General features: G+C 39.5%; 26 protein-coding genes. 2 read left to right on the top strand and 24 right to left on the bottom strand.

Features of this window, described 5'->3' with window-relative positions; all coding sequences use genetic code 11:
• Window positions 1–121: 121 nt before the first annotated feature.
• From ABES52_RS00765 to ABES52_RS00745, 5 genes are all read right to left on the bottom strand, one after another.
• Window positions 122–538, bottom strand: a complete 417-nt coding sequence (locus ABES52_RS00765) for a DUF350 domain-containing protein (RefSeq protein ID WP_429647964.1) — start codon at window positions 536–538, stop codon at window positions 122–124.
• Between the two features lie 65 nt (window positions 539–603).
• Window positions 604–789 (bottom strand): hypothetical protein, encoded by a 186-nt coding sequence (locus ABES52_RS00760; RefSeq protein ID WP_429647962.1) that lies wholly within the window; start codon window positions 787–789, stop codon window positions 604–606.
• Window positions 790–801: 12 nt separating this feature from the next.
• Window positions 802–2,076 carry a glutathionylspermidine synthase family protein gene (locus ABES52_RS00755; RefSeq protein ID WP_429647961.1) on the bottom strand — a complete coding sequence of 425 codons (1,275 nt, stop codon included), beginning with the start codon at window positions 2,074–2,076 and terminating at the stop codon, window positions 802–804.
• Window positions 2,076–2,378 carry a hypothetical protein gene (locus tag ABES52_RS00750; RefSeq protein WP_429647959.1) on the bottom strand — a complete coding sequence of 101 codons (303 nt, stop codon included), beginning with the start codon at window positions 2,376–2,378 and terminating at the stop codon, window positions 2,076–2,078. The genes ABES52_RS00755 and ABES52_RS00750 overlap by 1 nt, the downstream gene beginning before the upstream one ends.
• Window positions 2,375–2,842, bottom strand: coding sequence for a hypothetical protein (locus tag ABES52_RS00745; RefSeq protein WP_429647958.1), 468 nt, complete (start codon window positions 2,840–2,842; stop codon window positions 2,375–2,377). The genes ABES52_RS00750 and ABES52_RS00745 overlap by 4 nt, the downstream gene beginning before the upstream one ends.
• Window positions 2,843–2,959: 117 nt before the next feature.
• Between ABES52_RS00745 and ABES52_RS00740 the strand changes: the two genes are divergently transcribed.
• Window positions 2,960–3,985: a potassium channel family protein gene (locus tag ABES52_RS00740; RefSeq protein ID WP_429647956.1), complete on the top strand. Its 1,026-nt coding sequence runs from the start codon at window positions 2,960–2,962 to the stop codon at window positions 3,983–3,985.
• A 47-nt stretch (window positions 3,986–4,032) separates the two neighbouring features.
• On the opposite strand, the gene ABES52_RS00735 is transcribed toward ABES52_RS00740, so the two are convergent.
• The 12 genes from ABES52_RS00735 to ABES52_RS00680 form a co-directional block, all read right to left on the bottom strand.
• Entirely contained in the window at window positions 4,033–5,325 is a 1,293-nt protein-coding gene (locus tag ABES52_RS00735) for an adenylosuccinate synthase (RefSeq protein WP_429647955.1), read from the bottom strand.
• 256 nt (window positions 5,326–5,581) lie between these two features.
• Window positions 5,582–6,946 carry a replicative DNA helicase gene (gene dnaB / locus ABES52_RS00730; protein ID WP_429647954.1) on the bottom strand — a complete coding sequence of 455 codons (1,365 nt, stop codon included), beginning with the start codon at window positions 6,944–6,946 and terminating at the stop codon, window positions 5,582–5,584.
• Between the two features lie 113 nt (window positions 6,947–7,059).
• Window positions 7,060–7,509 (bottom strand): 50S ribosomal protein L9, encoded by a 450-nt coding sequence (rplI, locus tag ABES52_RS00725; protein ID WP_429647952.1) that lies wholly within the window; start codon window positions 7,507–7,509, stop codon window positions 7,060–7,062.
• Window positions 7,506–9,479 (bottom strand): DHH family phosphoesterase, encoded by a 1,974-nt coding sequence (locus ABES52_RS00720; protein ID WP_429647951.1) that lies wholly within the window; start codon window positions 9,477–9,479, stop codon window positions 7,506–7,508. The genes rplI and ABES52_RS00720 overlap by 4 nt, the downstream gene beginning before the upstream one ends.
• Window positions 9,480–9,508: 29 nt before the next feature.
• Window positions 9,509–10,441, bottom strand: coding sequence for a YybS family protein (locus ABES52_RS00715; protein WP_429647949.1), 933 nt, complete (start codon window positions 10,439–10,441; stop codon window positions 9,509–9,511).
• Between the two features lie 227 nt (window positions 10,442–10,668).
• A complete protein-coding gene (locus tag ABES52_RS00710; protein ID WP_429648160.1) occupies window positions 10,669–12,708 on the bottom strand; it encodes a methyl-accepting chemotaxis protein in 2,040 nt (679 codons plus the stop codon).
• 203 nt (window positions 12,709–12,911) lie between these two features.
• Window positions 12,912–13,148 (bottom strand): 30S ribosomal protein S18, encoded by a 237-nt coding sequence (rpsR, locus tag ABES52_RS00705; RefSeq protein WP_429647947.1) that lies wholly within the window; start codon window positions 13,146–13,148, stop codon window positions 12,912–12,914.
• A 58-nt stretch (window positions 13,149–13,206) separates the two neighbouring features.
• The gene (gene ssb, locus ABES52_RS00700) at window positions 13,207–13,704 is read right to left on the bottom strand and encodes a single-stranded DNA-binding protein (RefSeq protein WP_429647945.1); all 498 of its coding nucleotides are present in this window, start codon (window positions 13,702–13,704) and stop codon (window positions 13,207–13,209) included.
• 64 nt (window positions 13,705–13,768) lie between these two features.
• Window positions 13,769–14,056, bottom strand: coding sequence for a 30S ribosomal protein S6 (rpsF, locus tag ABES52_RS00695; RefSeq protein WP_429647943.1), 288 nt, complete (start codon window positions 14,054–14,056; stop codon window positions 13,769–13,771).
• Between the two features lie 366 nt (window positions 14,057–14,422).
• Window positions 14,423–15,523: a redox-regulated ATPase YchF gene (ychF, locus tag ABES52_RS00690; protein ID WP_429647941.1), complete on the bottom strand. Its 1,101-nt coding sequence runs from the start codon at window positions 15,521–15,523 to the stop codon at window positions 14,423–14,425.
• Window positions 15,524–15,696: 173 nt separating this feature from the next.
• The gene (locus ABES52_RS00685) at window positions 15,697–15,894 is read right to left on the bottom strand and encodes a DUF951 domain-containing protein (protein WP_429647939.1); all 198 of its coding nucleotides are present in this window, start codon (window positions 15,892–15,894) and stop codon (window positions 15,697–15,699) included.
• Between the two features lie 13 nt (window positions 15,895–15,907).
• On the bottom strand, window positions 15,908–16,804 hold the full coding sequence (locus ABES52_RS00680) for a mechanosensitive ion channel family protein (protein ID WP_429647937.1): 897 nt from the start codon (window positions 16,802–16,804) through the stop codon (window positions 15,908–15,910).
• 156 nt (window positions 16,805–16,960) lie between these two features.
• Here ABES52_RS00680 and yyaC point away from each other — a divergent pair, with 156 nt between their 5' ends.
• Window positions 16,961–17,584 (top strand): spore protease YyaC, encoded by a 624-nt coding sequence (gene yyaC, locus ABES52_RS00675; protein WP_429647935.1) that lies wholly within the window; start codon window positions 16,961–16,963, stop codon window positions 17,582–17,584.
• Here the strand turns inward: yyaC and ABES52_RS00670 are convergent.
• The 7 genes from ABES52_RS00670 to mnmE form a co-directional block, all read right to left on the bottom strand.
• Window positions 17,581–18,288 carry a DUF554 domain-containing protein gene (locus tag ABES52_RS00670; RefSeq protein WP_429647934.1) on the bottom strand — a complete coding sequence of 236 codons (708 nt, stop codon included), beginning with the start codon at window positions 18,286–18,288 and terminating at the stop codon, window positions 17,581–17,583. The genes yyaC and ABES52_RS00670 overlap by 4 nt on opposite strands.
• Before the next feature lie 71 nt (window positions 18,289–18,359).
• Entirely contained in the window at window positions 18,360–19,205 is an 846-nt protein-coding gene (locus tag ABES52_RS00665; RefSeq protein WP_429647932.1) for a ParB/RepB/Spo0J family partition protein, read from the bottom strand.
• A complete protein-coding gene (locus ABES52_RS00660; RefSeq protein WP_429647930.1) occupies window positions 19,198–19,959 on the bottom strand; it encodes a ParA family protein in 762 nt (253 codons plus the stop codon). The genes ABES52_RS00665 and ABES52_RS00660 overlap by 8 nt, the downstream gene beginning before the upstream one ends.
• Before the next feature lie 177 nt (window positions 19,960–20,136).
• Window positions 20,137–20,979 (bottom strand): nucleoid occlusion protein, encoded by an 843-nt coding sequence (gene noc / locus ABES52_RS00655; RefSeq protein ID WP_429647928.1) that lies wholly within the window; start codon window positions 20,977–20,979, stop codon window positions 20,137–20,139.
• 136 nt (window positions 20,980–21,115) lie between these two features.
• Window positions 21,116–21,832: a 16S rRNA (guanine(527)-N(7))-methyltransferase RsmG gene (rsmG, locus tag ABES52_RS00650; RefSeq protein WP_429647926.1), complete on the bottom strand. Its 717-nt coding sequence runs from the start codon at window positions 21,830–21,832 to the stop codon at window positions 21,116–21,118.
• Between the two features lie 21 nt (window positions 21,833–21,853).
• The gene (mnmG, locus tag ABES52_RS00645; RefSeq protein ID WP_429647924.1) at window positions 21,854–23,743 is read right to left on the bottom strand and encodes a tRNA uridine-5-carboxymethylaminomethyl(34) synthesis enzyme MnmG; all 1,890 of its coding nucleotides are present in this window, start codon (window positions 23,741–23,743) and stop codon (window positions 21,854–21,856) included.
• Between the two features lie 21 nt (window positions 23,744–23,764).
• The gene (gene mnmE, locus ABES52_RS00640; RefSeq protein ID WP_429647922.1) at window positions 23,765–25,150 is read right to left on the bottom strand and encodes a tRNA uridine-5-carboxymethylaminomethyl(34) synthesis GTPase MnmE; all 1,386 of its coding nucleotides are present in this window, start codon (window positions 25,148–25,150) and stop codon (window positions 23,765–23,767) included.
• Window positions 25,151–25,409 lie beyond the last annotated feature (259 nt).

Here is a 25,409-nt window from a genome sequence, read left to right as displayed (position 1 = left end):
CGATCCTTCCGATTATTGAACGAAGTAATAGCCTCTATTTACCTTTGATTTACTTCCTAACAATTTCTCCTATATTCAATTAACAGAACGCTCAGGGTATGTCCTAAGCGTTCTAATAATATTAATAAGTTAAGCTGGCAGCGACGATTAAGCCAACAGCGATGCTAGCGGAAAATAGACTGAAACCGATGGCGGTGTTTCCTTCTTCTACTTTTTTCGCTAAGTTTGTTTTAGGAGTAAGGATGTATTCGATGATATAGTAGGAAACGACTTGAGTCACAATACCGACAAGTCCCCAAATAAATGCATCGAGTAAGCTGACACTGCTAGCCCAGACGGTAAAAATGACAATCGCTAATCCTAGTCCTTTTCCCCATAGTTTGAGAGCCACCGCTAAGTTTCCTTGTTTAATTAATTCCCGTTCGGAAAACTTGGTCGTCAAAGAAAAAACGATAATTCCTAACAGCAATAAGAACAGTCCAACCCCTACGTGTGCTAAAAAGTTTCCAAATGATGATAACGTAATCAGTTCATCCATGATGATTCCTCCTTTTTTATTTAGTCTCTACCCTAAAATAATTGTGGATAACTTTTACTGTTATTTCATTCATCGATGTGCCAATGGCAATTGGCATGAATGTCTGTTAAACATTTCGCTTGTGGCGGAAGCTTTCCGCGGGCAAGCCGCAAGCCGCTTCCCTCGTAACGCTCAAGTAAGGGTCTTGCGGCTTCTTGTTCCCGCTGGAGTCGCCGCCGTGTGAATAACTTGCTAAAAATCAACACTGACATATAACATAGCCTTTATTTAAAACCTATTGGTAAAAAGTACGATGCATTATCGGTGATGGGGCCACCCGCACGAATGCCAATTGCGCTTGGTTGTCCGTTGAGGATAAAACACCCGTACATAATATGAGCCGTTTGTTCTCCTTTTTCAGTTTGAATCGTATGGGTCGGTAAAGGGATGTACTGCTGAAATACGGGAAGAGAATCGGTATACGTTTTTTGCTTATCTTCTATCCATTTCTCTCCGCCCGGTAGATAAATAACCACTGTGTCGCCTTCTCGTCCAAAAGCTGGTTTTTTGACAAAAGGAATTTCTTCTTCGACAAATACGTCTTTGTCTAAATATGTGGGTAGAAAATACGTTTCTATGACTTTTCGTTCATTTTCCGTAAAAATGGGATGTCGCTCTTCGTACAGCCCCCAAATTAAGGCCATCACTGCCTTTGATTGTAGTAAAAACGAAGAAACAGGATTTAAAATCATCAGTTTGTTATTTTGGACGAATTCGAGAAGCATTTGTCCGACAGGTTCTCCCGTATATGGGTCGCGGTCATCGATTAGATGCTCAATCGGGTACGTTTGGCGATACAATATATCAATTTTTTCCCCATTCGGTGTAAAAACTCCTGCTTCTTGGACGATCGTTTCTCCATCCATGATCGGTTGAGGTAACAGCCGTAGATCAGATAAGCTCACATATTTCGCTTCCACTTTCGCTATTTCCATTAAATATCGAGTCGTTAAATAATCTTCTTCATGGTCATCGTGGGACGTAAACACAATCTTCGGAGGGTGGTTCAATTTTAATCGTTTCCATGCCATTCGAATCGCTTTTCGAACGGTGTGAGCCAGCAGTTGCTCACAGCCTTCATTCGGGTTTTGGACACCAAATTCCTTACATACTTTTCCGTTAACGAAAAACGTTTCCTTAATAAACGTCGGCGTATCGGCGTTAAACTCGAGTAATTTGATGTCAGGACCGTTAACGACAAAGTCAAAACGACCAATAACACAATTCATCGGAATAGAGTGCAATTTTAAAAAGGGAACGGTTGCTTTTGGAAACCCTAATTGAAGAAGTGTCTCGTCTTCTAATCGTCTTAAAACAGGAGCTGTTTTCGCAAAAATTGACCATACCTTCTGAGCAGCATCCCGAATCCTTTCAATTTGCTCTTGCGTCTCCACTTTCACATCGTATAAAGCATATTCTTCGTTGTATAAATTCGGCCAAAAATAGGGAATTTGTTTATAAAAGGTACGACGTTTTTGCTGAAAAGGGGTGAGAACCATTATCCGCCAAACCCACCTTTAGTCCCGCTTCCAATTCCCGCTTTATAGCCTTTGTAATAAGACTGATACGTTGAAGATTGTTTAAGAGACGATTTACTCTTATAAAATTTGCCTCCATGATAATAGTGCCCCCGATAATATGAATCGTCGTCATCACAGTAAAACGTTCCTGATTCGTCATCCCACTCCCAATCGTCACAATCAATCTGCTGTAATTCCGGTGGCAGGGCTTGCTCATCATTACACCCAGCTAACACTAACGTTGCCATCACCCCGGCTAACATCGTTTTCGTTTTGTTCATGACCATTCCTCCTCTAACTCGTATCCAGTCGGGGTCACATATAATATATACACCATTCGGTCTTCATCGATTTCGGCTGAATCTCGTTCCCATTCTTTCCCTTGTTCATAAATGTACACTGAACCGATCACGCTTAACACGTCTAAATGGTGATGAAAATGATACGTCTGAATAAGCGGATGGTTTTGCCGTTCATTTAACTCCCGTATCTCTAATTTAATGCCTTCTCTTGCATCTGAATCTTCCGTATCAGGGGCCGATTCCTCATAAATTTGTACATAAATGACAAATAAGTTTCCTTCTTTGGCGGATGACACTTGTTTGTACGTAACCCCATTTTTCACAAAAAACTCACATTCACGTCTCGCTAAAATTTGTTCTAATTCAATGTTAGGGTAGTGATATAATGGCTCATATTCATCGTTCCACTTTAAGCGTCGGTACTCTAAAACTACGTTCGCCATTCCTAAACTCCTCTTCCTCTTTTCTATCTTTCTACGAGTTAAGTGTACCCTGAGTTTCGTTTCCAAATGATAACTTTAAAAAAATTCATGATAATATGAAGAAAAGGGGGGAATTAGATGACGATCTTTTTACGACTTTGGAACAAACTCATGAAACTTGAATTTTTATCCATCTTTTTGCTTTCACTTTTGATCATTCTGATTGGTACGGTATTCATTCATGTATTAGAACCGGAGAACTTTCCAACATATTTTGAAGGATTTTGGTGGACCATGACGACATTAACTACCGTCGGTTATGGCGATTATTCACCTACGACGGTCTCTGGTAGACTTCTTGGTATTTTTTTATTTGTCTTTGGTATTGGTTTAATTGGGGTTTTAATTGGAAAAATCGTCGATGCTTTTACATCTTACTCAAAATTGAAAACGGAGGGAAAACTTATGTATAAAAAGGAGAACCACTACATCTACATCGGCTGGTCAAATCGGACGAAAAAAACCATTATGGAAGTATTAACCTATGATCCAGACGTAGAAATCGTTCTAATCGACGACTTACCTAAAACCCCCATCGAACATCACAAAGTCCATTTTATTCAAGGAGATCCGTCCGATGAAGAAGTGTTGTTAAAAGCGAATATTTTAAAAGCGAAGCGAGTGGCCATTTTTGCAGATACGCGGATAAATAATCCGTTGTTAGCGGACGGAAAATCGTTGTTAATTGCTTCCGCAGTCGAAGCTCTTTCGGAAAAACATGGGCAAAATATACATACCGTCGTAGAAGTTTGTGAGGAAAAGCATATACCGAAATTTAAACATATTCAAATTGATGACTTTATCTTATCGAACGACTCCATTTCCTTATTAATGGCGAAGGCAACCCTTCATCCGGGAACAACTGGTTTATTTCGACAGTTGTTAAGTAAAACCTATGGCAGCAATATTCACGAGTTACACCCAAAAAATGAATGGAAGACATATGAAGAGGCGTACCAATCGTTATTCGAGCACGGAGCAGTTCTCGTTTCCGTCAATGACAAAATGGATTTTGCCCAAACCCCTAAACACCCATTAACCGAAAACGATTTGCTGTATATCGTTTGTAAAGATGAGGTGTTTAACACCATTTCTTCTAAATAAAAGAAACACCGACTACCCTCATTCAACGAAAGGTAGTCGGTGCTTTTTTATCGTTGAGCCCAAACACTACGAACAACATTTGTTTGTGAACGGTCAGGACCTACAGAGAAAATCGATAACGGTATGCCTGTTAATTGGGAAACACGTTCAACATAATGGCGGGCATTCGCCGGTAGTTCGTCTAACGTTTTACAGCCTGTAATGTCTTCTGTCCATCCTGGTAACTCTTCGTAAACCGGTTCACATTCGGATAATACTTTTAAGCTTGCTGGAAACTCTTCGATGATTTGCCCATTATAACGATACGCCACACAAATTTTTAGCGTCTCGATGCCTGTTAAAACGTCTAAAGAGTTAAGCGATAAGTCGGTAATACCACTAACGCGACGGGCATGACGAACGACGACACTGTCAAACCAACCGACACGACGAGGTCGACCTGTCGTTGTTCCATACTCGCGACCGACTTCTCGAATACGGTCGCCAATTTCATTATTTAATTCCGTCGGGAACGGTCCATCGCCAACACGAGTCGTATACGCTTTCGACACGCCTACAACATGTTGAATTTTCGTTGGACCAACACCTGAACCAATCGTGACGCCACCAGCTACCGGATTGGACGATGTAACAAATGGATACGTTCCTTGATCGATGTCTAGCATAACCCCTTGAGCCCCTTCAAAAAGAACTCTACGTCCTTCATCGAGGGCGTCGTTTAAAACAACGGACGTATCACATACGTATTGCTTAAATTGCTGTCCGTACTCATAATATTCGTCTAAAATTTCTTCAAGCGTAAAGCCTTCTGTTTCATAGAACCGTTCTAATAAACGGTTTTTTTCTTTTAAGTTACGCGCTAATTTCTCTTCAAACACTTCACGGTCAAGAAGGTCAGCGATACGAATTCCTACACGAGCCGCTTTATCCATATAAGCCGGACCAATCCCTTTTTTTGTTGTCCCGATTTTATTTGCACCTTTCCGTTCTTCTTCGACTTCGTCCAGTTTTATATGGTACGGTAAAATAACATGCGCCCGATTGCTAATGCGTAAGTTGTCTGTTGAAATACCTTTTTCATGTAAATATTGTAATTCTTTCACTAGTGCTTTCGGGTCAACGACCATCCCATTTCCTATTACACAAATTTTATCCGAATAAAAAATCCCGGAAGGAATTAAATGTAATTTATATGTTTCTCCGTTAAACCGAATCGTATGGCCTGCGTTATTTCCACCTTGATAACGAGCAATTACTTCGGCGTTTTCGGATAAGAAATCAGTAATTTTTCCTTTTCCTTCGTCGCCCCATTGAGTTCCTACAACTACTACTGATGACATTTATGTACACCTCCAAGGTTTGGCTCTCACAAACAACATTCAAACATATTCATTTTACCAGTGTTCGAAAGGGAACGTCAATAAAAACACGAACAATATATTGAAATAACTTAGATTATGTTCGTAAAAAATGTCACTTTTTCTTGAATATCTCCTTGAATAAAGGTAATACATGAAGAAAAGGCCTAAATCCTTATAAAACAAAAAACCAACCCTATACGATACATAGGATTGGTTTTTTGTGTAAAAAATATGATTAAGCACCAGGCGGGATATCCGCTTCGTCAAATCGACGTTCTAAATTAACGAATTTATTGTACTCTTTTACGAACGCCAATTGAACTGTTCCTACAGGACCGTTCCGCTGTTTCGCAATAATGATTTCAATAATATTTTTATTCTCCGTCTCTTTATCATAATAGTCATCGCGGTATAAAAAGGCGACAATATCCGCATCCTGCTCAATACTTCCTGACTCACGAATATCAGACATCATCGGCCGCTTGTCTTGTCGCTGTTCTACTCCACGGGAAAGCTGGGACAAAGCAATGACCGGCACTTCCAGTTCACGCGCAAGTGCTTTTAAGGAACGCGAAATTTCGGATACTTCTTGTTGACGGTTTTCTTTTACGCGTCCACTTCCTTGGATGAGCTGCAAGTAATCGATTAACACCATGCCTAGTCCATGTTCTTGTTTTAACCGGCGACATTTCGAGCGAATTTCGCTAATTCGTATCCCTGGCGTATCATCTATAAAAATCCCTGCATTCGATAAACTTCCCATCGCCATCGTTAACTTCCGCCAATCTTCATCAGTTAGCGATCCTGTACGTAAATTTTGTGCGTTTATATTTCCTTCTGCACAAAGCATACGCATGACCAGTTGTTCCGCACCCATCTCTAAACTAAAAATCGCTACATTTTCCCCCGTTTTCGTTGCTACGTTTTGAGCAATGTTTAAGGCAAAAGCCGTTTTACCAACCGATGGACGTGCAGCAACAATAATTAAATCGCTCCGCTGAAAACCAGCTGTCATTCGATCAAGCTCGGTAAAGCCGGTTGGAATCCCCGTTACATCACCTTTGCGGTTATGCAGCATTTCAATATTATCGTATGTTCGAACGAGAACGTCTTTAATATTATGGAAGGAGCCAGAATTTTTTCGTTGAGCCACTTCCATAATGCTTTTTTCTGCTTCGCTAAGCAGTTCTTCGACTTCGTCTTCCCGTGTGTAACCTTCCTGGGCAATATTGGTGGCTGTTCGAATTAAACGACGTAACAACGATTTTTCTTCAACGATTTTGGCGTAATATTCAATATTCGCAGCTGTCGGTACCGATGCCGCTAATTCACTTAAATACGAAACACCACCGACGTCTTCAATTTGTTTGGATGCAGACAATTCTTCGGTAACGGTGACTAAGTCAATGGCCTTTCCTTCATCGGCTAGTTTTAACATAACCGAGAAAATTTTTTGATGGGCGTTACGGTAAAAATCTTCAGGTATTAAAATTTCGGATGCAAGGGTTAAAGACGATGGCTCCAAAAAAATAGCACCGAGTACAGCCTGCTCCGCTTCAATGTTATGCGGAGGTAGACGATCGGCGAATAAATCACTCATCTGTTCGAACCTCCATTAGAAGGACTATAAAAAATGTGATCGGTAAAAAACCAGATCACATTTCTTTTTATATATTATTTTATCATGTTCTAAGAGAAAGAGGATTGGCAATTTTAGTTTTGTTCTTTTACATGTACGGTCAACGTAGCCGTTACTTCTGAATGTAACTTGACCGGTACTTTTGTAAAGCCAAGGGCACGAATAGCATCATTTAATTCAATTTTACGCTTATCAATTTTAATATTATGAGAGGCTTTTAATTCCTCTGCGATTTGTTTACTTGTAACAGAACCAAATAAACGACCGCCATCACCTGCTTTTGCCGAAATTTCTACCGTGATGTTTTCGAGTGTTTCTTTTAATTTTTTCGCTTCTTCTAATTCTTGTTGGGCCATCTTTTGTTCTTTTCTTTTTTGCGCTTCTAATGTCTTTAAGTTAGATGGAGTCGCTTCGATTGCATAACCATTTTTTATTAAAAAGTTTTGAGCGTATCCGTCCGCAACGTTTTTTACTTCACCTTTTTTTCCTTTCCCTTTGACATCTTTTAAGAAAATGACTTTCATTCTTCGTTACCCCCTTCAAAATAATGATCAATGGCCTCTTGTAAGCGAGCTAAAGCTTCTTCAATAGTTACATCTTGCAACTGGGTAGCGGCATTTGTCAAATGTCCGCCCCCATCGAGCGCTTCCATAATCACTTGAACGTTCACATCCCCTAATGAACGGGCACTAATCCCAACAACGTCTTCCGAACGCTTAGAAATAACAAATGAAGCGGTGACACCGTTCATCGTGAGGAGGGTATCGGCGGCTTGGGCAATAATAACCGGATTATAAATTTCATCATCCGGTGCCACTGATATGACAATTCCCGGCTGATAAAATTGGGCGGCTTCAATTAATTTCGCACGGGTAACATACGTCTCAATATCTTCTTTTAAAAACTTTTGAACAAGCACGGTGTCGGCCCCTTGCGCTCGTAAGTAAGAAGCAGCATCAAATGTTCTCGAGCCGGTACGTAGTGTAAAGCTTTTCGTATCAACGATAATTCCCGCAAGCAAGGAAGTAGCTTCGAGCATGGATATTTTTTCATTTTTCGGTTGGTATTCCAATAGTTCGGTTACGAGTTCGGCCGTAGACGAAGCATATGGCTCCATATAGACGAGCAATGGATTCAAAATAAACTCTTCTCCTCGACGATGATGGTCAATCACGACTACGTTTTCCGTCTTGTTTACTAAACGTTCTTCTATGACTAATGATGGTTTATGGGTATCCACAACAATGAGGAGCGTATCCTCTGTAGCCATTTCCAATGCTTCTTCTGGTGTGATAAAGCGAGAATAAAGCTCTGGATGTTGTTTCACTTCCTCCATTAATCGGCGCACACTCATATCGATTTCCGTAAAATTTAAAACGATATAACCTTCCCGTTGGTTCATTTCTGCTATTTTTCGAACACCCATTGCAGAACCAATCGCGTCCATATCCGGGAATTTGTGTCCCATGACCATGACTTTATCAGCTTCTAAAATTAATTCTCTTAAGGCATGGGAGATGACTCGAGCACGGACCCTTGTCCTTTTTTCCATTGGATTGGTTTTCCCACCGTAAAATTTCACCTTACCATTTGGTTGCTTAATAGCCACTTGGTCTCCACCACGCCCTAAAGCTAAATCTAAACTCGATTGAGCTAGGGAACCTAGTTCTGGCAATGAAGGGACACCAGCACCAATTCCGATACTAAGGGTGAGTGGGACGTTTTGCTTGGATGTCGTTTCCCGGATGTCGTCTAAGATTGAAAATTTCTCTTTTTCCAGTATGTGCAATATTTTTTCGTTAAGGACGGCAATAAAGCGTTCCGAAGAGATGCGTTTAATAAAGATGCCGTTATCATGAGCCCATTTATTTAATAGAGAAGTGACTAAGCTGTTTAGACTACTTCTTGTTTGATCGTCCATGCCTTGCGTTAGTTCATCATAATTATCTAAATAAATAATGCCAATAGCCGTTCGATTATCCTTATACAGCTTTTCGATTTCCTCTTGTTCGGTTACGTCAAAGAAATAAAGGAGCTTTTCTTCAAGTTTTAAAATGACTTTAAATTTACGCTCATTTAGTGTAATAACTTCCGTATCAACTTCTTGTTTAATAAGCGGGATGAGCATATCGGCAACATCATATAAAGAGCGTCCAATCACCGTTTCTTCATTAAAACAAGAGGCCATAAACGGATTCGTCCATTCAATGTAATAATCATCATTAATTAGCATAATTCCAATGGGCATTTCCATTAATGCCTCTTCACCCACACGCTTCACCCGGTATGATAACGTAGAAATATATTGCTCGGTTTCTAAATGGGATTTTTGCTCGAAATAAAAGACGAGATAAAATAAAGCCCCAAACACAAGTAATCCAATTACACTCGCCCACCAGAATTGGAAAGCGACGATGATGACAAAAAGGAGTGAAACGATCATTAATCCGTAAATGGGATATCGTATCACTCGGTTATTTTCCTTCGCAGGCATGATTTCAGCTCCTAAAAACTTTATTCAATCTATGCTTTTGTTTGAATTCGTTTTCTCAAGTCAAAACCTAAATCAATTATACCTAATAAGCGAACTAGTGGAAGAAAAAGTAATGCGAATAACACAAAAATGAAAGAAAACACCGTCGGTAATTTCTTTTGATATCGATAATAAAGTAGGAACGAGCAGCCTTGAATAAATAAAAGTAACCCAAAAATGGTCGCTAAATTAAATAATACCCAAAACATGGTCGTTCCTTTTTCAGGGTTTAAGACTAATGTTAGCACTAATGTCACTAAATAGTACCACAAAATATTTTTGGGCATTTGAATATTCCGAAACGGAGTACGCTTTGGTACTTCCACTTGAAAACGTCGTACGATTGGAAATAAGATGAGTTGAATGAAAAACACTGCCATAATTGATGCCATCACGATAAAGCTTGGTATTAACGTTTGAATAAGCTCTAACATGTCATTGATTTGATTCATCATGTCAGCTGGTGGCTGTTGTCCTAACCTTTTTAATAACTGAATAGATTGTTCATATGACGAACGAACAAGGGTCATCGTTTCTTTGATGAAGTCAAATTGGAAGACTGTAACAGCAATTGCATATTGAATTACGGTACTTAATGCAAAAACAAGACTAGACACAAGTAAAGTCGTATTCCAACTTTCCTTTTTTTTCACGAGCCAGCCCATTGTCCATCCAACAGCCCCGTAAGTGAACGCAAGAGAAATGCTAACGACGTTCCCCACAATAAACGAAAGAACGAGAGCCGCTAGAAAAAATGGCAATGAATTTTTTTCCGAATGGCGTACGTTATATAGGAAAAACGGAAGTGGCAAAAAGAACGTAGAAATCAATGATAAAATCGGAAAATAGAGTGTAATTAAAAGTAATATGGTAAAAACAGCGAGCATCACTGCTCCTTCCGTAATAGCTCTTGTTTGTCGCAACGTTTATGCACCTCTTATTACACATATTCCTGATGAGAAATCAGGAGACTCTGCAAGATTATGTATAAATTCCTTATTCCATTTTATCGATAATTTTTCCTTCGTTCAACTTTTCGGCAACTGATTTGGAAGTCGTTGGACTCCGTCAACTGATAAAAATAGAGCTGTCTCCTTTTTAGAAGACAGCTCTAGCAATTTTATTAAGATTAAGTTGTTACGAAAGTAGCTTATGCTTCTTCCGTTTCATTTAAGTGCATTTCTGTTTTAAAACGGTTTACCGCAACTTGCAGTTCTTGGCTTAAATGAGTTAAGCGCTCAGCAGATTCAGTGACCGATAGGATGGCACGTAATTGTTCTTCTGTTGAAGCGCTCACTTGTTCGCAAGCAGCTGCCGTTTCTTCAGCCACCGCTGCCATCCCTTGAATAACGTTCACCACTTCATCTTTACTCATTGTCACGTTTTGAATTTCATTGTAAACGGCCATAATCGAATCTTTCATTTCGTTCATTAAATCGGAAATTTGAGTAAACGTGTTGTTCGTTTGTACGACAACTTCAGACTGTTGTGAGAACGTTTCTTTTGTTTTTAGCATTTCTTCAACAGCACGTTTCGAACCATTTTGAATATCTACGATGGTTGCTTTTACTTGATCTGTCGCTTTTACCGATTGTTCGGCAAGTTTACGCACTTCCTCTGCGACTACCGCAAAGCCTTTACCGTGTTCACCCGCTCTTGCGGCCTCGATACTAGCATTTAATGCTAATAAATTGGTTTGAGAGGAGATGTCTGTAATTGTTTCCATCACTGTTTCAATCGTTTTGACTTTTTCACCAAGATCTAAAATAACCGTTTCCATTGATTGTAAGAATTGGTTCGTTACTTCAAACGAATCTTTGAGTTGCTGAACTTGCGTTTTTCCATGTTCATTTACTTCATCTGCTTTTTCAGCGATTTCAGACATCAAACCTGCTTTGTTATGAATCTCGTTAATTTGTTCACTTAAGTGGATCGATTGCTGGTTCGCATTTTCGGCATCGGCTGCTGAACGAGATGCACCTTGAGCGATTTCATTAACGGCAGAAGCCATTTCTTGACTGGATGCACTTGTTTCTTCAGAAACTGCACTTAACGATTCTGCAGATTCACGAACGTTAGTAACTGATTCGTTAACAACAGAAATCATATTCCGAACACCAACAATCGTTTCATTGAGCTGCTCGGCCAGTTCACCGATTTCATCTTTCGATTGAATGTTGGCATGAACCGTTAAGTCCCCTTCGGCCACTTTACCCATGACTTCTTTTAATTGAACAATTGGTTTTACCATTCGTGAGGAAGCGTAGAAAATAATAACTATTACTCCTACAAGGGTTAGACCAGCAATCACCCAAATGATGGCTTGCACTTGATAAGCAACTGTCATTAAATTATCTACATTGTAAGCTGCTCCGACTTTCCATCCTGTGGTTGAAACTGTATCATATACTAAAATCTTTTTCTGGCCGTCATATTTATAGCGAATTTCTCCAGAAGGCTGGTTATTCTCATACATTTCCTTAACAAAGTCATTTTGCTTCATATCTTGACCTTGTTCCGTTGGATGAACAATGGCCAATCCTTCATTTGAGAAAATGAACGGATAGCCCTTATAGCCGATATCCGTGTTGGAAATTCGCTTTGTTAGTTTTGATAGGTTAATATCGACACCGAGTACACCGACGACTTTTCCGTTCGCTATTACCGCTTTGGAAGCGGTGATGACAAAATTGTTGGTTGCAGCATCAATGTAAGGCTGGCTCCAAACCACCTTTGTTGTATCTTCCATTGCTGCTTGATACCATCCACGACTGGTTGGATCAAAATCATCTGGTAAGGATACGTACGGAATAATTTTTAAATATTTGTTGGTTGATGCAAAGTAAATGGAAGATGTATCGTCATACAAACTAATGTAGTTATTAAACGCTTCGTGAATTTCTTCATGAGGTTCTTTAAACGCTTCACTTTCAATACCTTCCGCAAGAATCACGTCACCAAAATTTTTTAAATCATCCGAGAACGTTAATTGTTCTAAGCTTTTTCCATACTGCTCAAGGAAATACACGACCGAACCGTTTAATTGGCGAACAATCCCCATCGCTTGCGAACCAACATTTTCTTCGGTCTTTTTCATAAGTTGCCATGTGACAAGCACATTCAGAACAAGAAAGGAAACAGCAAAAATTACTGTCGTTACCAGGATCATTTTCGTCTTGATTGACTTCATTTTAAACACGTTTTTCCCACCTGCACTTTCTTCCAATGTTGATACGTTCCCATATAGCGTTTTTAGTTCTATATCAGTACCTAATTATTATTTCGACATTTTTCATCATTTTTTTATAATGAAATCTTAAAATTTACTAAATTTTAAGGAACCCATTTTTATACATAAAAAAAAACAGTGAGGCTAAGCTCACTGTTTTCTTTTTATTTGTCTTCTGCAACGTATGGAAGAAGTGCCATTTGACGAGCACGTTTGATTGCACGAGTTAACATACGTTGATATTTCGCGCTAGTTCCTGTCACACGACGTGGAAGGATTTTTCCGCGTTCAGAGATGAACTTTTTAAGAAGATCTACATCTTTGTAGTCGATGTGTGTGATACCGTTTGCTGTGAAGTAGCACACTTTACGACGTTTACGTCCGCCTCTACGTCCTGCCATCGTTTTCGACCTCCTTCTGTAAGGATTTTTATATTAACCGTTCGTTATTTCGTATTCATTAGAATGGAAGATCGTCGTCGGAGATGTCGATCGTTTGACCGCCATCTGCGAAAGGATCATCTTCCATTGGTGAAATTCCTTCATTAGGATTGCGTTGATTCTGATTCTGGCTGTAAGGATATTCTTGTCCTCTTTGGTCACCGCCATAGAAACCGCTGTCTCCGCCACGATTAGCACTTTTCGGTTCTAAAAATTGAACGCTTTCAGCTAACACTTCCGTGACGTAAACACGTCGACCATCTTGTGCTTCATAGCTGCGTGTTTGAATACGGCCATCTACGCCAGCTAAACTTCCTTTTTTTAAGAAGTTCGCCACGTTTTCTGCTGGTCGGCGCCAAACAACGCAATTAATAAAATCCGCTTCCCGTTCCCCTTGTTGATTCGTATACGAACGATTAACTGCAAGGGTGAACGTTGCTACAGGTACCCCGTTAGGAGTATAACGTAATTCAGGATCACGGGTTAATCGACCGACAAGGATGACGCGGTTCAACATCAGAATCAACTCCTCACCTATCTATGTTTCACATGAAACATAGATTGTTTTATTCCATCAACGATTATTCTTCTTCTTTTACAACGATGTGACGGATAATGTCGTCGCTGATTTTCGCAAGACGGTCAAACTCTTGAACCGCTGCAGGTTCAGACTTCACTTTTACGATGTGGTAGATACCTTCACGGAAGTCTTTGATTTCGTAAGCTAGACGACGTTTACCCCACTCTTTAGACTCGATGATTTCCGCACCGTTAGAAGTTAAGATGTTGTCAAAGCGTTCAACAACTGCTTTTTTACCTTCTTCATCGACGTTTGGGCGGATAATGTACATTAATTCGTACTTTCTCATCTTATTGTCACCTCCTTATGGTCTATACGGCCCATTATTAGGGCAAGGAGCAATGTGTACATTACTCACAAGTTGTAATTATAGCATAGGCTGTCAATGTTGGCAACACATTGTATTTTTTCTGTTTATAAAATATGGTTCTGTTAAACGATATTGTTGATACTTATACATGTCGCTTGTGGCGGACGCTTTCCGCGGGCAAGCCGCAAGCCGCTTCCCTCGCTACGCTCAAGTAAGTCTTGCCTGGCTTCTTGTTCCTGCTGGAGTCGCCGCCGTGTGAATAACTTGCTAAAAATCAACAATGAACATAACATAGCCTAAAATATAAAAAGATTTGCCCATACGAGCAAATCTTTAAAGTGATCATTAAACGTTAAAGCGGAAGTGGATAATGTCTCCATCTTGCACTTCGTAATCTTTTCCTTCGAGACGAACTTTTCCAGCTTCCCGTGCAGCTGCCATTGAACCGGCACTGACTAAATCATCATAAGAAACTGTTTCAGCACGGATAAATCCGCGTTCAAAGTCTGAATGAATAATTCCCGCACATTCTGGTGCTTTCATGCCTTTGCGGAACGTCCACGCCCGAACTTCTTGTACACCTGCTGTGAAATAAGTAGCTAAACCGAGTAAATTATAGGCTGCACGAATTAATTGGTCTAGACCTGACTCTTCAATCCCCAGCTCTTGCAGGAACATCGCCTTTTCTTCATCGTCAAGTTCTGCAATTTCCGCTTCAATTTTCGCGCAAACAACAATCACTTCGGCATTGTCTTGTTGAGCAAATTCGCGTACTTGTTGAACAAACGGATTGGCAGATGGATCTGCGACATCTTCTTCACCGACGTTGGCTACATATAACACCGGTTTAATGGTTAAAAGGTGTAGCCCTTTGACAATTTTCATTTGTTCATCGGTAAATTCAATCGTACGTGCTGGTTTATTTGCTTCAAACGTTTCTTTTAATTTTACGAGTACTTCGTATTCAGCCATAGCATTTTTATCTTTGGACTTGGCCATTTTTTCAACACGGCCAATACGTTTATCAACTGTTTCTAAGTCCGCTAAAATAAGCTCTAAGTTAATCGTTTCAATATCTGCAATCGGATCCACTTTTCCAGCCACATGGGTAATGTCACTATCAGCAAAGCAACGAACAACATGACAAATCGCATCTACTTGACGGATGTGAGAAAGGAATTTATTTCCAAGACCTTCTCCTTTACTTGCTCCTTTGACAATTCCGGCTATATCTGTAAATTCGAACGTTGTCGGAACCGTTTTTTTCGGTTGAACAAGTTCTGTTAATTTGTTTAGTCGATGGTCTGGAACTTCCACCACACCTACGTTAGGATCAATGGTACAGAAAGGATAGTTCGCAGATTCTGCTCCTGCTTTTGTAATTGCATTAAATAACGTAGATTTCCCTACGTTAGGTAATCCAACAATACCGGCAGTTAAGCCCATTTTTGTCACTCCTCTTTTTTCCGTTCTTCCGTCCCGTATCGGCACAATAGAACTTCTATGATCAATCTCATTCAGTCTTCAAACGAGATGATGATTTCTTATAAATCAATCCCTTCCAATTATAGAAAGGAATAAATAAAAAGACAAGACGAATAAAAAAGAGAAGCACGAAGCTATTCTTCATGCTTCTCGAGAACTTTTTTCATTTTACGAACAAATTCTTTACGTGGAAGAAGTACACTATGGTCACAACCTTGACATTTAATTCGGATATCCATTCCCATACGAATGATTTTCCAGCGATTCGTTCCACAAGGGTGAGGCTTTTTCATTTCGACAATGTCGTATAAGCCAAATTCTTTTTGTTCCATATATACTTCCTCCTTAATCGCTTAATGATCTTTTGACTTGGTCACTTTCTTCTTCGTGACGAGAGTACATAACAAGACGTGGGAACGGAATTTCAATTCCATGTCGATCTAAGCAAAGCTTCAATTCTTTTCGGATTGCTCGACCAATTGCCCAATGTCTCATTGGTTTCGTTTCGGCAACCACTCGAAAGACCACATCAGAAGCTCCTAAGGTTTGTACACCTAACAATTCTGGTGTTTTTACTAAGTCTTCGTATTTATCCGGTAATGTTTTTAATAAGTCTTCAATGACGCGTTCAGCTTTTTCAATATCTCCTTCGTACGCGACGCTTACATCGACGACGGCTATACTGTTATGAATCGAAAAATTCGTCACTTGGTCAATCAGTCCGTTAGGGATAATGTGCATCTCACCCGTCCAACTTTTAATTTTCGTTGTCCGTAAGCCAATTTCTTCAACATACCCTTCCACTGCATTGACTCGAATATAATCCCCTACGGAAAATTGGTCTTCAAAAATGATAAAAAATCCACTAATAATATCACGAACTAAGTTTTGGGCACCAAAACCAACTGCTAGTCCGACAATTCCTGCCCCAGCTAATAAACCTTTAATATCAAAATCTAACGTCGATAAGATGGTCACAAACGCAATAAAGTAAACCACATACGTTAAAACATTTTCTAATAGCTTCACCATCGTCGCTTCCCGACGTTCCGAAATGCGAAGGGGCGCGCGCGTACGAATTTTAAAGATATTTCGAATTGCTGTTTTCCCAACACGAATAACGATACTCGTTAAAATAAGAATCCCAACAATTTTTAATGTCGTTTCTCCCATTTGTAGCCACATGTCCTCATCTTTCAACTTATTTAAAAGTTTCACCCACATTTCTTCTACGAAAGACATTTTTTCACCTACTTTCACATTTTATTTTAGCAAATTTTTTTGCTAGATAGAAAATGCACAAAATATGGTATTTAAACAAATAAATTTCCTTCTCAGACGTATAGATTAGAGCTTTTTTCCGTATACTGATACTACGATTATAAGGGAGTGGAACCAATGAATCTAAAGAAAAATTTGTTTGATCGAAAAGAAAAGTTATGGAGAATCCCGTTTCATGAAGAAAATGCCTCATTAAAAATTGGTTCTCACTTATTAACACTCTTACCCCGAGTAGGTCCTCAACCAATCGTTATCGTATGTATCGGTACTGATCGTTCAACAGGCGATTCATTAGGACCTCTCATTGGAACATTATTAGAAGAAAAAAAACTACCCCACTTTTACGTTTACGGCACATTAGACGACCCCATTCACGCGATGAATTTAGAAGAAAAAATTGCGAAGATACACACCGAGCATCATAATCCGTTCATTGTTGGAATCGATGCTTGTCTTGGACGATTAAAAAGCGTCGGAATCGTTCAGTTAGGGAATGGACCGGTTAAACCAGGAGCTGGTGTGAACAAAGAACTTCCTGAAGTCGGACATATTCATATTACTGGAATCGTCAATGTGAGTGGGTTTATGGAATTTTTCGTTTTACAAAATACCCGCTTAAGCCTTGTGTTAAAAATGGCAAAAACGATTGCTGATGGTATATATAAAGCAAGTCTTGCCTACCATTCTAAACGTACGTGGACATCCATTCAGCCATCCAATGCCGAAAAGCATTTGCCTTAAACGGAAAGGCCGTGTAGGATAGCTACAACGATGGTGACTACTAATATACTTGGCAATAAATTGGCGACTTTTATTTTTGTTAAGCCACATAAATTTAATCCAAGCGCCAAAATCATAATGCCACCTGCAGACGTCATTTCTATAATGAATTGTTCCATGAAGGGTTCTGGCACCAATCGATTAATCTGAGTAGCAAATAAAGCAATCGTTCCTTCGTAGAGAAGGACGGGAATCGCCGAGAACATGACCCCAATACCGAGGGACGTCGTTAAAACGAGAGCCGTAAACCCATCAATAATGGCTTTCATTAGTAAAATATCATGATTTCCACGAATACCGCTATCCAATGCACCTAAAATAGCCATCGCACCAACGACAAAAATAAGCGTAGCGGTGACAAATCCTTCTGAAAGACTATTCGTACCCTTTTTACCTATTTTTTGTTCCATCCATTTTCCTAACGTATTGAGTCGATCATCTAAGGAGATGACCTCTCCAATAATCGCCCCCAGTACAAGACTAATAATGACAATTAAGAAATTTTGACTCTTAAGCCCCATTTGTAACCCTAAGACCATTACGGATAATCCAATAGCGTACATGACGGTTTGCTTCATCCGTTCGGGAATTCGGTGAAGAAACGTCCCTAAAAATGAACCAAAAATAATGCAACAGCCATTGATGATTGTTCCAAGAAGTACCATCTCAATTTCCCACCATTTCTCTGTTATTATTTTTTACTTCAAGAAAAAAAACCATCTCATCGGAAGATGGTTTATTCATTGTGGAGTAACTCTAAAATTCTTTCTAAATCCTCTTTAGAGAAAAATTCAATTTCAATTTTACCTTTTTTCTTTGATTGTTTAATATTGACCGTTGTCCCGAACTTTTCCCGTAACAAATTCTCTTTTTCTTTAATAAATACATCTTTTACTTCATGTTTCTTTTTTGTTTCACGTGAAACATTTTCATTTAAATGGTGAATCAGTTTTTCCAGTTGGCGAACATTTAATTCTTCTTTTATCACTTTTTCTACAACAGCAGGTAGTTGTTCTTTTTTTCGCAAACCTAATAACGCCCGTCCATGTCCCATAGAAATTTTTCCTTCAGAAATATACGTTTGAATATCCTTCGGTAAGGAAAGTAGACGGATATGGTTAGCGATGTGTGGACGACTTTTTCCAAGTCGTTTTGCTAGTTCTTCTTGTGTAATATCCAGCTTCTCAATTAACGTTTGATAGGCCATCGCTTCTTCAATTGGAGTTAAATCTTCTCGTTGTAAATTTTCTAACACCGCTAGTTCCATCATTTGTTGATCGTTTAAATCTTTGACGACAACGGGAACGGTGTCTAACTTAGCTTTTTTCGCTGCACGATAACGGCGCTCTCCAACGACAATTTCGTACCCTTTAATGCTTTTACGAACGACAAGCGGTTGTAAAATCCCATGTTCTTTAATTGATTGCGTGAGCTCTTCTAATGGCTCTTCGTCAAAAATTTTTCTAGGTTGATACGGGTTTGGTCGTAAATCTTTAATTTTTACTTCTGTGACTGGTTCATCATTGTTGTTGGCGACATTTGTAAAAAGGGCATTGATTCCTTTTCCTAACCCTCTAGCCATTGTTCACCACTTCCTTTGCCAAATCTAAATAAACTTCCGCTCCTCTCGACTTCGGATCATAAATAATGATTGGCTCCCCATGGCTTGGTGCTTCACTTAATCGGACATTTCGCGGGATAATGGTGCGATACACTTTGTCTTGGAAATATTTCTTTACTTCTTCAATGACTTGAATTCCTAAGTTCGTCCGTGCATCGAGCATCGTTAAAAGTACCCCTTCAATCATTAGATGTTGATTGAGATGCTTTTGCACAAGACGAACCGTGCTTAATAATTGGCTTAATCCTTCTAGCGCATAGTACTCACATTGAACAGGAATAAGAACTGAATCTGCTGCTGTTAAAGCGTTAATCGTTAATAATCCTAGAGAAGGAGGACAATCAATAATAATATAGTCATATTCATTTTTTATAGATTCCAGTGCTCGCTTTAAACGAACTTCACGAGAAATAGTCGGGACGAGTTCAATTTCTGCTCCTGCTAATTGAATGGTAGCTGGTGCACAATGGTAATTTTCAACTGATGTTTGTCTTATAATCTCTTTTATATTTTCATCATCCACAAGAACGTTATAAATACACTGTTGAACATCACCTTTTTCAATGCCTACTCCACTTGTTGCATTCCCTTGAGGATCCACATCAACAAGTAATACTTTGTTGCCTATGTATGCTAAGCAGGCGCCCAAATTAACAGAGGTTGTTGTTTTTCCAACCCCTCCTTTTTGGTTAGCAATGGCGATAATTTTGCCCACGATGTCACCTACCTTCAACGACCTATAAAATAATAAACGATATTTTTTATTTTATCAGAAATCGAATGGGTTATCTTAAAATTTCAAAAAAACAAGAAGTTTTCATATATTTCCCATTAGGGGTGATAAAAAAGTGAGAAACTTTTGAATGAAAGCTTCCCACTATCGATGATTATCTTATTTTTTTTTCTTAGGAATACGAATTGTAATTTGATAGTAATCGTCAAATTCTTCTTCATGTGAGTCGAGGTTAATCCCGCTATCAGTTACCATGGACAAGGATTGACGAATGGTATTAACAGCAATGCGTATATCTTTACTAAAAGCTTTTCGCTTTGGTTTCGGCTTTTTCGTTGTGTCGAGTAGTTTCGCTACTCGTTCTTCTGTTTGTTTGACATTTAATTGTTTTTCAATAATTTCTTTCATTAATTGAATTTGTTTTTCCGGATCTTTTAATGGAATTAACGCCCGAGCATGACGTTCCGTAATGGTCTTTTTTAATAACTCCTCTTGTATTTCTTGAGGAAGTTTTAATAGTCTAAGTTTGTTAGCGACAGTGGACTGACCTTTTCCTAGCCGTTGGGCGAGTGCTTCTTGTGTTAAATTATGTAACTCTATTAATCTCCCATAAGCAATCGCTTCTTCAATGGGTGAAAGTTCCTCCCGTTGTAAATTTTCAATGAGGGCAACCGAGGCAGTTTCCGTATCAGTCATATTTTTAACTATAGCTGGAACTGTTTCCCAACCAAGTTTTTGAACAGCTCGCCAACGTCTTTCTCCCGCTATCAATTCATATCGGTCACCATCTAATTCACGTACAACAATCGGTTGAATAATCCCATGCGTATGAATTGTTCTAGCTAATTCTTCAATTTTATTTTCATCAAATACCGTTCGCGGCTGGAATCGATTCGGAACAATTTGATCGAGTGGGATTTTCTTTACTTCTTCATGTTCTGTTGATTTTTCTACTTCTTCTTTTTCGCCTAAATTAAAAAAACGAGAGAAAGGATGCCTCATTGGCTAACACCACCTTTTAGAAACTCCCAATTTTAGTATTCTCTTTATTGTGACAACATTCCTGCTATATTTACATAAAATTCATCGGATGTCATAAAAGAGGTGAAAACAAGTCACTTTTTATGACATCCACCTATTATTCAATTGGTGATTTGTTCGGAGTCCCCGGCTTTCGAGGATATTTTTTCGGTGTTGGTTTTTCTTTTTGGACCACGATGATATTTCGTTCACCACTATCAAAAGGAAGATCGAACGAATGCATATCTAAAACCGTGCCGCCTAAAACAGAAAGGGCTTTCTTTCCTAGTTGAAGCTCTTCACTGGCACTAGCACCTTTCATAGCAATAAATTGTCCACCCACTTTTACTAGAGGAAGGCATAATTCACTTAGGACGGACATACGTGCTACAGCACGAGCGATGACAAGATCGTAGCTTTCCCGATGTTCCGGCTTTTTCCCAAATGTCTCCGCTCGATCATGATAAAAAGAAGTTCCTTCAAGACCTAGCTCATTTGCTAAGTGCTGTAAAAAGGTAATTCGTTTGTTTAATGAATCGACAATCGTCACGTTAAGGTGTGGGAAACAAATTTTTAACGGAATGCTTGGAAAACCAGCTCCCGCACCGACATCACAAATCGTAAGCGGCTCGGTAAAGTCAACATAAAATGCCGCTGACACCGAGTCATAAAAATGTTTTAAATACACTTCGTTTTTTTCCGTAATGGCGGTTAAGTTCATTTTTTCGTTCCATTCAACAAGCAGTTGATAATACCGTTCGAATTGATTAAGTTGGTGAGAAGAAAGGGAAATCCCTTTCTCCTCTAACATTTGTTGAAACTGTACCGTGTCCACGATTGACTCCATCCTTTTTTCTTAGTTTGAAACTCGAGCAATACGACCTTGTTCGAGGTAAACGAGCAAAATGGAAATATCTGCTGGGTTTACACCAGAAATACGTGACGCTTGCGCAATGGATAACGGACGAACTTCCTTTAGTTTTTGACGTGCTTCCGTCGCTAAACCATTGATGGCGTCATAATCAATGTTCTCCGGAATCTTTTTGCTCTCCATTTTTTTCATTTTTTCTACCTGTTGAAGCGACTTCTCAATATAACCTTCGTACTTAATTTGAATTTCCACTTGCTCAATAACGTCTTTAGATAATGGTTCATCCGCTGGTGCCAACTGTTGAATATGGTCGTACGTCATTTCAGGACGTTTTAATAAATCGGACGCACGAATTCCATCTTTCAACTCACTTCCACCAGCTTGACGAATGACTTCTTGTGTTTGTTCATTCGGTTTTAAAATGATGGATTGGAGACGAGCTTTTTCTTTTTCAATTGCTTCTTTCTTCTGTAAGAATTTTTGATAACGTTCTTCGGAAATTAATCCAATTTTATAACCAATTTCTGTTAAGCGTAAATCAGCGTTATCGTGACGAAGGAGCAAGCGATATTCCGCACGAGACGTTAACAAGCGATACGGTTCGTTCGTTCCTTTTGTCACAAGATCGTCAATTAGAACTCCAATGTAAGCATCGGATCTGCTTAAAATCACTTCATCTTTTCCTAATGCTCGACGACCTGCATTAATTCCGGCCATAATTCCTTGTCCTGCTGCTTCTTCATAACCAGATGTACCGTTAATTTGTCCGGCTGTGTATAAGTTTTTCACCAGTTTTGTTTCTAACGTCGGCCATAATTGTGTTGGTACGATTGCATCGTATTCAATTGCATAACCAGCACGCATCATTTGAGCCTTTTCCAGACCAGGAATTGTTTTTAAAATTTGTCGTTGAACGTCCTCTGGTAAACTTGTAGATAGCCCTTGAACGTACACTTCTTGCGTATTCCGGCCTTCAGGCTCCAAGAAAATTTGGTGCCGTGGCTTGTCGTTAAAACGAACAACTTTATCTTCAATAGACGGACAATAACGAGGACCTGTCCCTTTAATCATACCTGAGAACATCGGCGAACGGTGTAAATTCTCATCGATAAGACGATGCGTTTCCTCGTTAGTATACGTTAACCAACATGGCAATTGGTCGGTAATGTATTCTACCGTTTCATAACTAAAGGCACGCGGCTCTTCATCCCCTGGTTGAATTTCGGTTTTGGAATAATCGATTGTTTGACTATTTACACGTGGAGGCGTTCCAGTTTTAAAACGAACAAGCTCAAAACCAAGCTCTTGTAAATGTTCGGACAGTTTTATGGATGGTTGTTGGTTGTTCGGTCCGCTCGAATATTTCAAGTCACCGATAATGATTTCCCCACGTAAAAAGGTTCCAGTAGTAATGACGACCGTTTTGGAGCGATAAACTGCTCCTGTTTTCGTAATGACTCCTTTACATACACCGTCTTCCACGACAAGCCGCTCTACCATTCCTTGCATTAACGTAATATTTGGTTCACTTTCTAATGTTTTTTTCATTTCGTGTTGGTATAAAAACTTATCCGCTTGGGCACGTAACGCACGCACGGCTGGTCCTTTTCCTGTATTCAACATTCTCATTTGGATATGGGTTTTATCGATATTTTTCCCCATTTCTCCACCTAAGGCATCAATTTCCCGAACCACAATACCTTTTGCCGGTCCACCAATGGAAGGGTTACATGGCATAAAAGCAACCATGTCTAAGTTAATCGTAATCATTAACGTTTTCGCTCCGAGGCGAGCTGCCGCTAATCCGGCTTCACAACCCGCGTGACCGGCCCCAACGACAATCACATCGTATTGGCCTGCTTCGTATGTTTGCATGTTGGTCAAACCTCCTGATTCCTATTTTCCTAAACAGAACTGGGAGAATAGTTGATCAATTAAGCTTTCGTGAACAGTATCACCAATAATTTCTCCTAAAAGTTCCCACGTTCTCGTTAAATCAATTTGTACGATGTCAATCGGTGTTCCCATTTCCACACCCTTGATGACATCATTAATCGCATCTAACGCTTGATTTAATAGAGCGATGTGACGACTGTTGGAGACATAGGTCATATCGCCCGCTTCTAACGATCCTTCAAAGAAGAGAGAGGCAATGGCTTCTTCCAATTCGTCTACCCCTTGTTCATGGAGCAGCGAAGTAGTCACGAGCGGATGATTTTTTGCCAGTTCCTTTACACGCTCCATATCAATTTTTTGTGGTAAATCCATTTTATTGACAATAACAATCACGTCCATGCCTTCTACTGCTTCAAATAATTGTTCATCTTCCGGAGTTAGTTCTTCGTTATTATTTAAAACAAGCAAAATTAAGTCCGCTTCTTTTAAGACTTTGCGGGAACGTTCAACACCGATCTGCTCGACTACATCTTCTGTTTCCCGAATTCCGGCCGTATCGAGCAGTCGAAGAGGGACTCCTCGAACATTGACATACTCCTCAATGACATCCCGCGTCGTACCTGGAATATCGGTAACGATCGCTTTATTTTCATGAACGAGGCTGTTTAATAAGGATGATTTTCCGACGTTCGGTCGTCCGATAATGACCGTCGAAAGACCTTCACGTAAAATTTTTCCTTGTTGTGCCGTTTGTAAGAGACGCTCAATTTCTTTTTTTACATAAGTGGCTTTTTCAATTAACATTTGGTGGGTCATTTCTTCGACATCATCATATTCAGGATAGTCAATGTTGACTTCTACATGGGCGAGTGTTTCTAAAATTTCTTGACGCAACTTTTGAATGAGTTTTGACAAACGCCCTTCCATTTGACCTAATGCCACGTTCATTGCCCGATCGGTCTTGGCACGAATTAAATCCATTACCGCTTCCGCTTGAGATAAATCGATTCGTCCATTTAAAAATGCTCGCTTTGTAAACTCTCCAGGTTCTGCTAAGCGCGCTCCGTGTTTCAACACAAGTTGCAGTACACGGTTTACTGTGACAAGTCCCCCGTGACAGTTAATTTCAACTACATCTTCCCTCGTAAAGGTTTTCGGTCCTCTCATCACCGTAACCATGACTTCTTCAACGATTTGTTCCGTCTCTGGGTCGATGAGATGGCCATAATGAATTGTATGGGTAGGAACGTCCGCCAGTTTTTTTGTTCCTTTTCCTTTAAAAAGTTTATCTACAATCGAAACCGCCTCATCCCCACTTAAGCGAACAATTGCAATGGCTCCTTCCCCCATTGGTGTGGAGATGGCAGCTATCGTATCAAATTCCATCTTCATTCACCTCACTTAATTCCAAGTATCTATATCAACCAAGATTATTTTCTGCTTTTGTCCCTAAATCACTAGAATATCATAACGTTTATAGCAAAAAAAGTAGAAGAACTTTTAATTATCCACAAGCATATTTTGTCTGTATTATTTTAACTTATCCACATGTGAATAACAATAAAACACGATGTTAAAATCAAAATGACCTCTTTTGTGGATTTCTTTTACATAGAACGTACGTCTTCTATCATTTATATAAACA

It is taken from the genome of Aeribacillus pallidus (assembly GCF_050478865.1).
Taxonomy (GTDB): Bacteria; Bacillota; Bacilli; order Bacillales; family JACDOC01; genus JACDOC01.
The sequence above is the reverse complement of the archived record's forward strand: the minus strand, read 5'-3'. Positions and strand labels throughout refer to the sequence as shown.

Bases quoted from the DNA above. Each gene is read 5' to 3' on its own strand.
- ABES52_RS00685 (WP_429647939.1), bottom strand. From the start codon at position 15,894: ATGGAACAAAAAGAATTTGGCTTATACGACATTGTCGAAATGAAAAAG.
- yyaC (WP_429647935.1), top strand. From the start codon at position 16,961: ATGAATCTAAAGAAAAATTTGTTTGATCGAAAAGAAAAGTTATGGAGA.
- rplI (WP_429647952.1), bottom strand. From the start codon at position 7,509: ATGAAAGTCATTTTCTTAAAAGATGTCAAAGGGAAAGGAAAAAAAGGT.
- ABES52_RS00665 (WP_429647932.1), bottom strand. From the start codon at position 19,205: ATGGCTAGAGGGTTAGGAAAAGGAATCAATGCCCTTTTTACAAATGTC.
- rpsR (WP_429647947.1), bottom strand. From the start codon at position 13,148: ATGGCAGGACGTAGAGGCGGACGTAAACGTCGTAAAGTGTGCTACTTC.
- ABES52_RS00740 (WP_429647956.1), top strand. From the start codon at position 2,960: ATGACGATCTTTTTACGACTTTGGAACAAACTCATGAAACTTGAATTT.
- ychF (WP_429647941.1), bottom strand. From the start codon at position 15,523: ATGGGCTTAACTGCCGGTATTGTTGGATTACCTAACGTAGGGAAATCT.
- mnmE (WP_429647922.1), bottom strand. From the start codon at position 25,150: ATGGAATTTGATACGATAGCTGCCATCTCCACACCAATGGGGGAAGGA.
- ABES52_RS00765 (WP_429647964.1), bottom strand. From the start codon at position 538: ATGGATGAACTGATTACGTTATCATCATTTGGAAACTTTTTAGCACAC.
- ABES52_RS00670 (WP_429647934.1), bottom strand. From the start codon at position 18,288: ATGGTACTTCTTGGAACAATCATCAATGGCTGTTGCATTATTTTTGGT.
- rpsF (WP_429647943.1), bottom strand. From the start codon at position 14,056: ATGAGAAAGTACGAATTAATGTACATTATCCGCCCAAACGTCGATGAA.
- dnaB (WP_429647954.1), bottom strand. From the start codon at position 6,946: ATGAGTGATTTATTCGCCGATCGTCTACCTCCGCATAACATTGAAGCG.
- ssb (WP_429647945.1), bottom strand. From the start codon at position 13,704: ATGTTGAACCGCGTCATCCTTGTCGGTCGATTAACCCGTGATCCTGAA.
- ABES52_RS00735 (WP_429647955.1), bottom strand. From the start codon at position 5,325: ATGTCATCAGTAGTAGTTGTAGGAACTCAATGGGGCGACGAAGGAAAA.
- ABES52_RS00750 (WP_429647959.1), bottom strand. From the start codon at position 2,378: ATGAACAAAACGAAAACGATGTTAGCCGGGGTGATGGCAACGTTAGTG.
- ABES52_RS00710 (WP_429648160.1), bottom strand. From the start codon at position 12,708: ATGAAGTCAATCAAGACGAAAATGATCCTGGTAACGACAGTAATTTTT.
- ABES52_RS00720 (WP_429647951.1), bottom strand. From the start codon at position 9,479: ATGCCTGCGAAGGAAAATAACCGAGTGATACGATATCCCATTTACGGA.
- ABES52_RS00760 (WP_429647962.1), bottom strand. From the start codon at position 789: ATGTCAGTGTTGATTTTTAGCAAGTTATTCACACGGCGGCGACTCCAG.
- mnmG (WP_429647924.1), bottom strand. From the start codon at position 23,743: ATGCAAACATACGAAGCAGGCCAATACGATGTGATTGTCGTTGGGGCC.
- ABES52_RS00680 (WP_429647937.1), bottom strand. From the start codon at position 16,804: ATGTCTTTCGTAGAAGAAATGTGGGTGAAACTTTTAAATAAGTTGAAA.
- ABES52_RS00745 (WP_429647958.1), bottom strand. From the start codon at position 2,842: ATGGCGAACGTAGTTTTAGAGTACCGACGCTTAAAGTGGAACGATGAA.
- noc (WP_429647928.1), bottom strand. From the start codon at position 20,979: ATGAGGCATCCTTTCTCTCGTTTTTTTAATTTAGGCGAAAAAGAAGAA.
- ABES52_RS00755 (WP_429647961.1), bottom strand. From the start codon at position 2,076: ATGGTTCTCACCCCTTTTCAGCAAAAACGTCGTACCTTTTATAAACAA.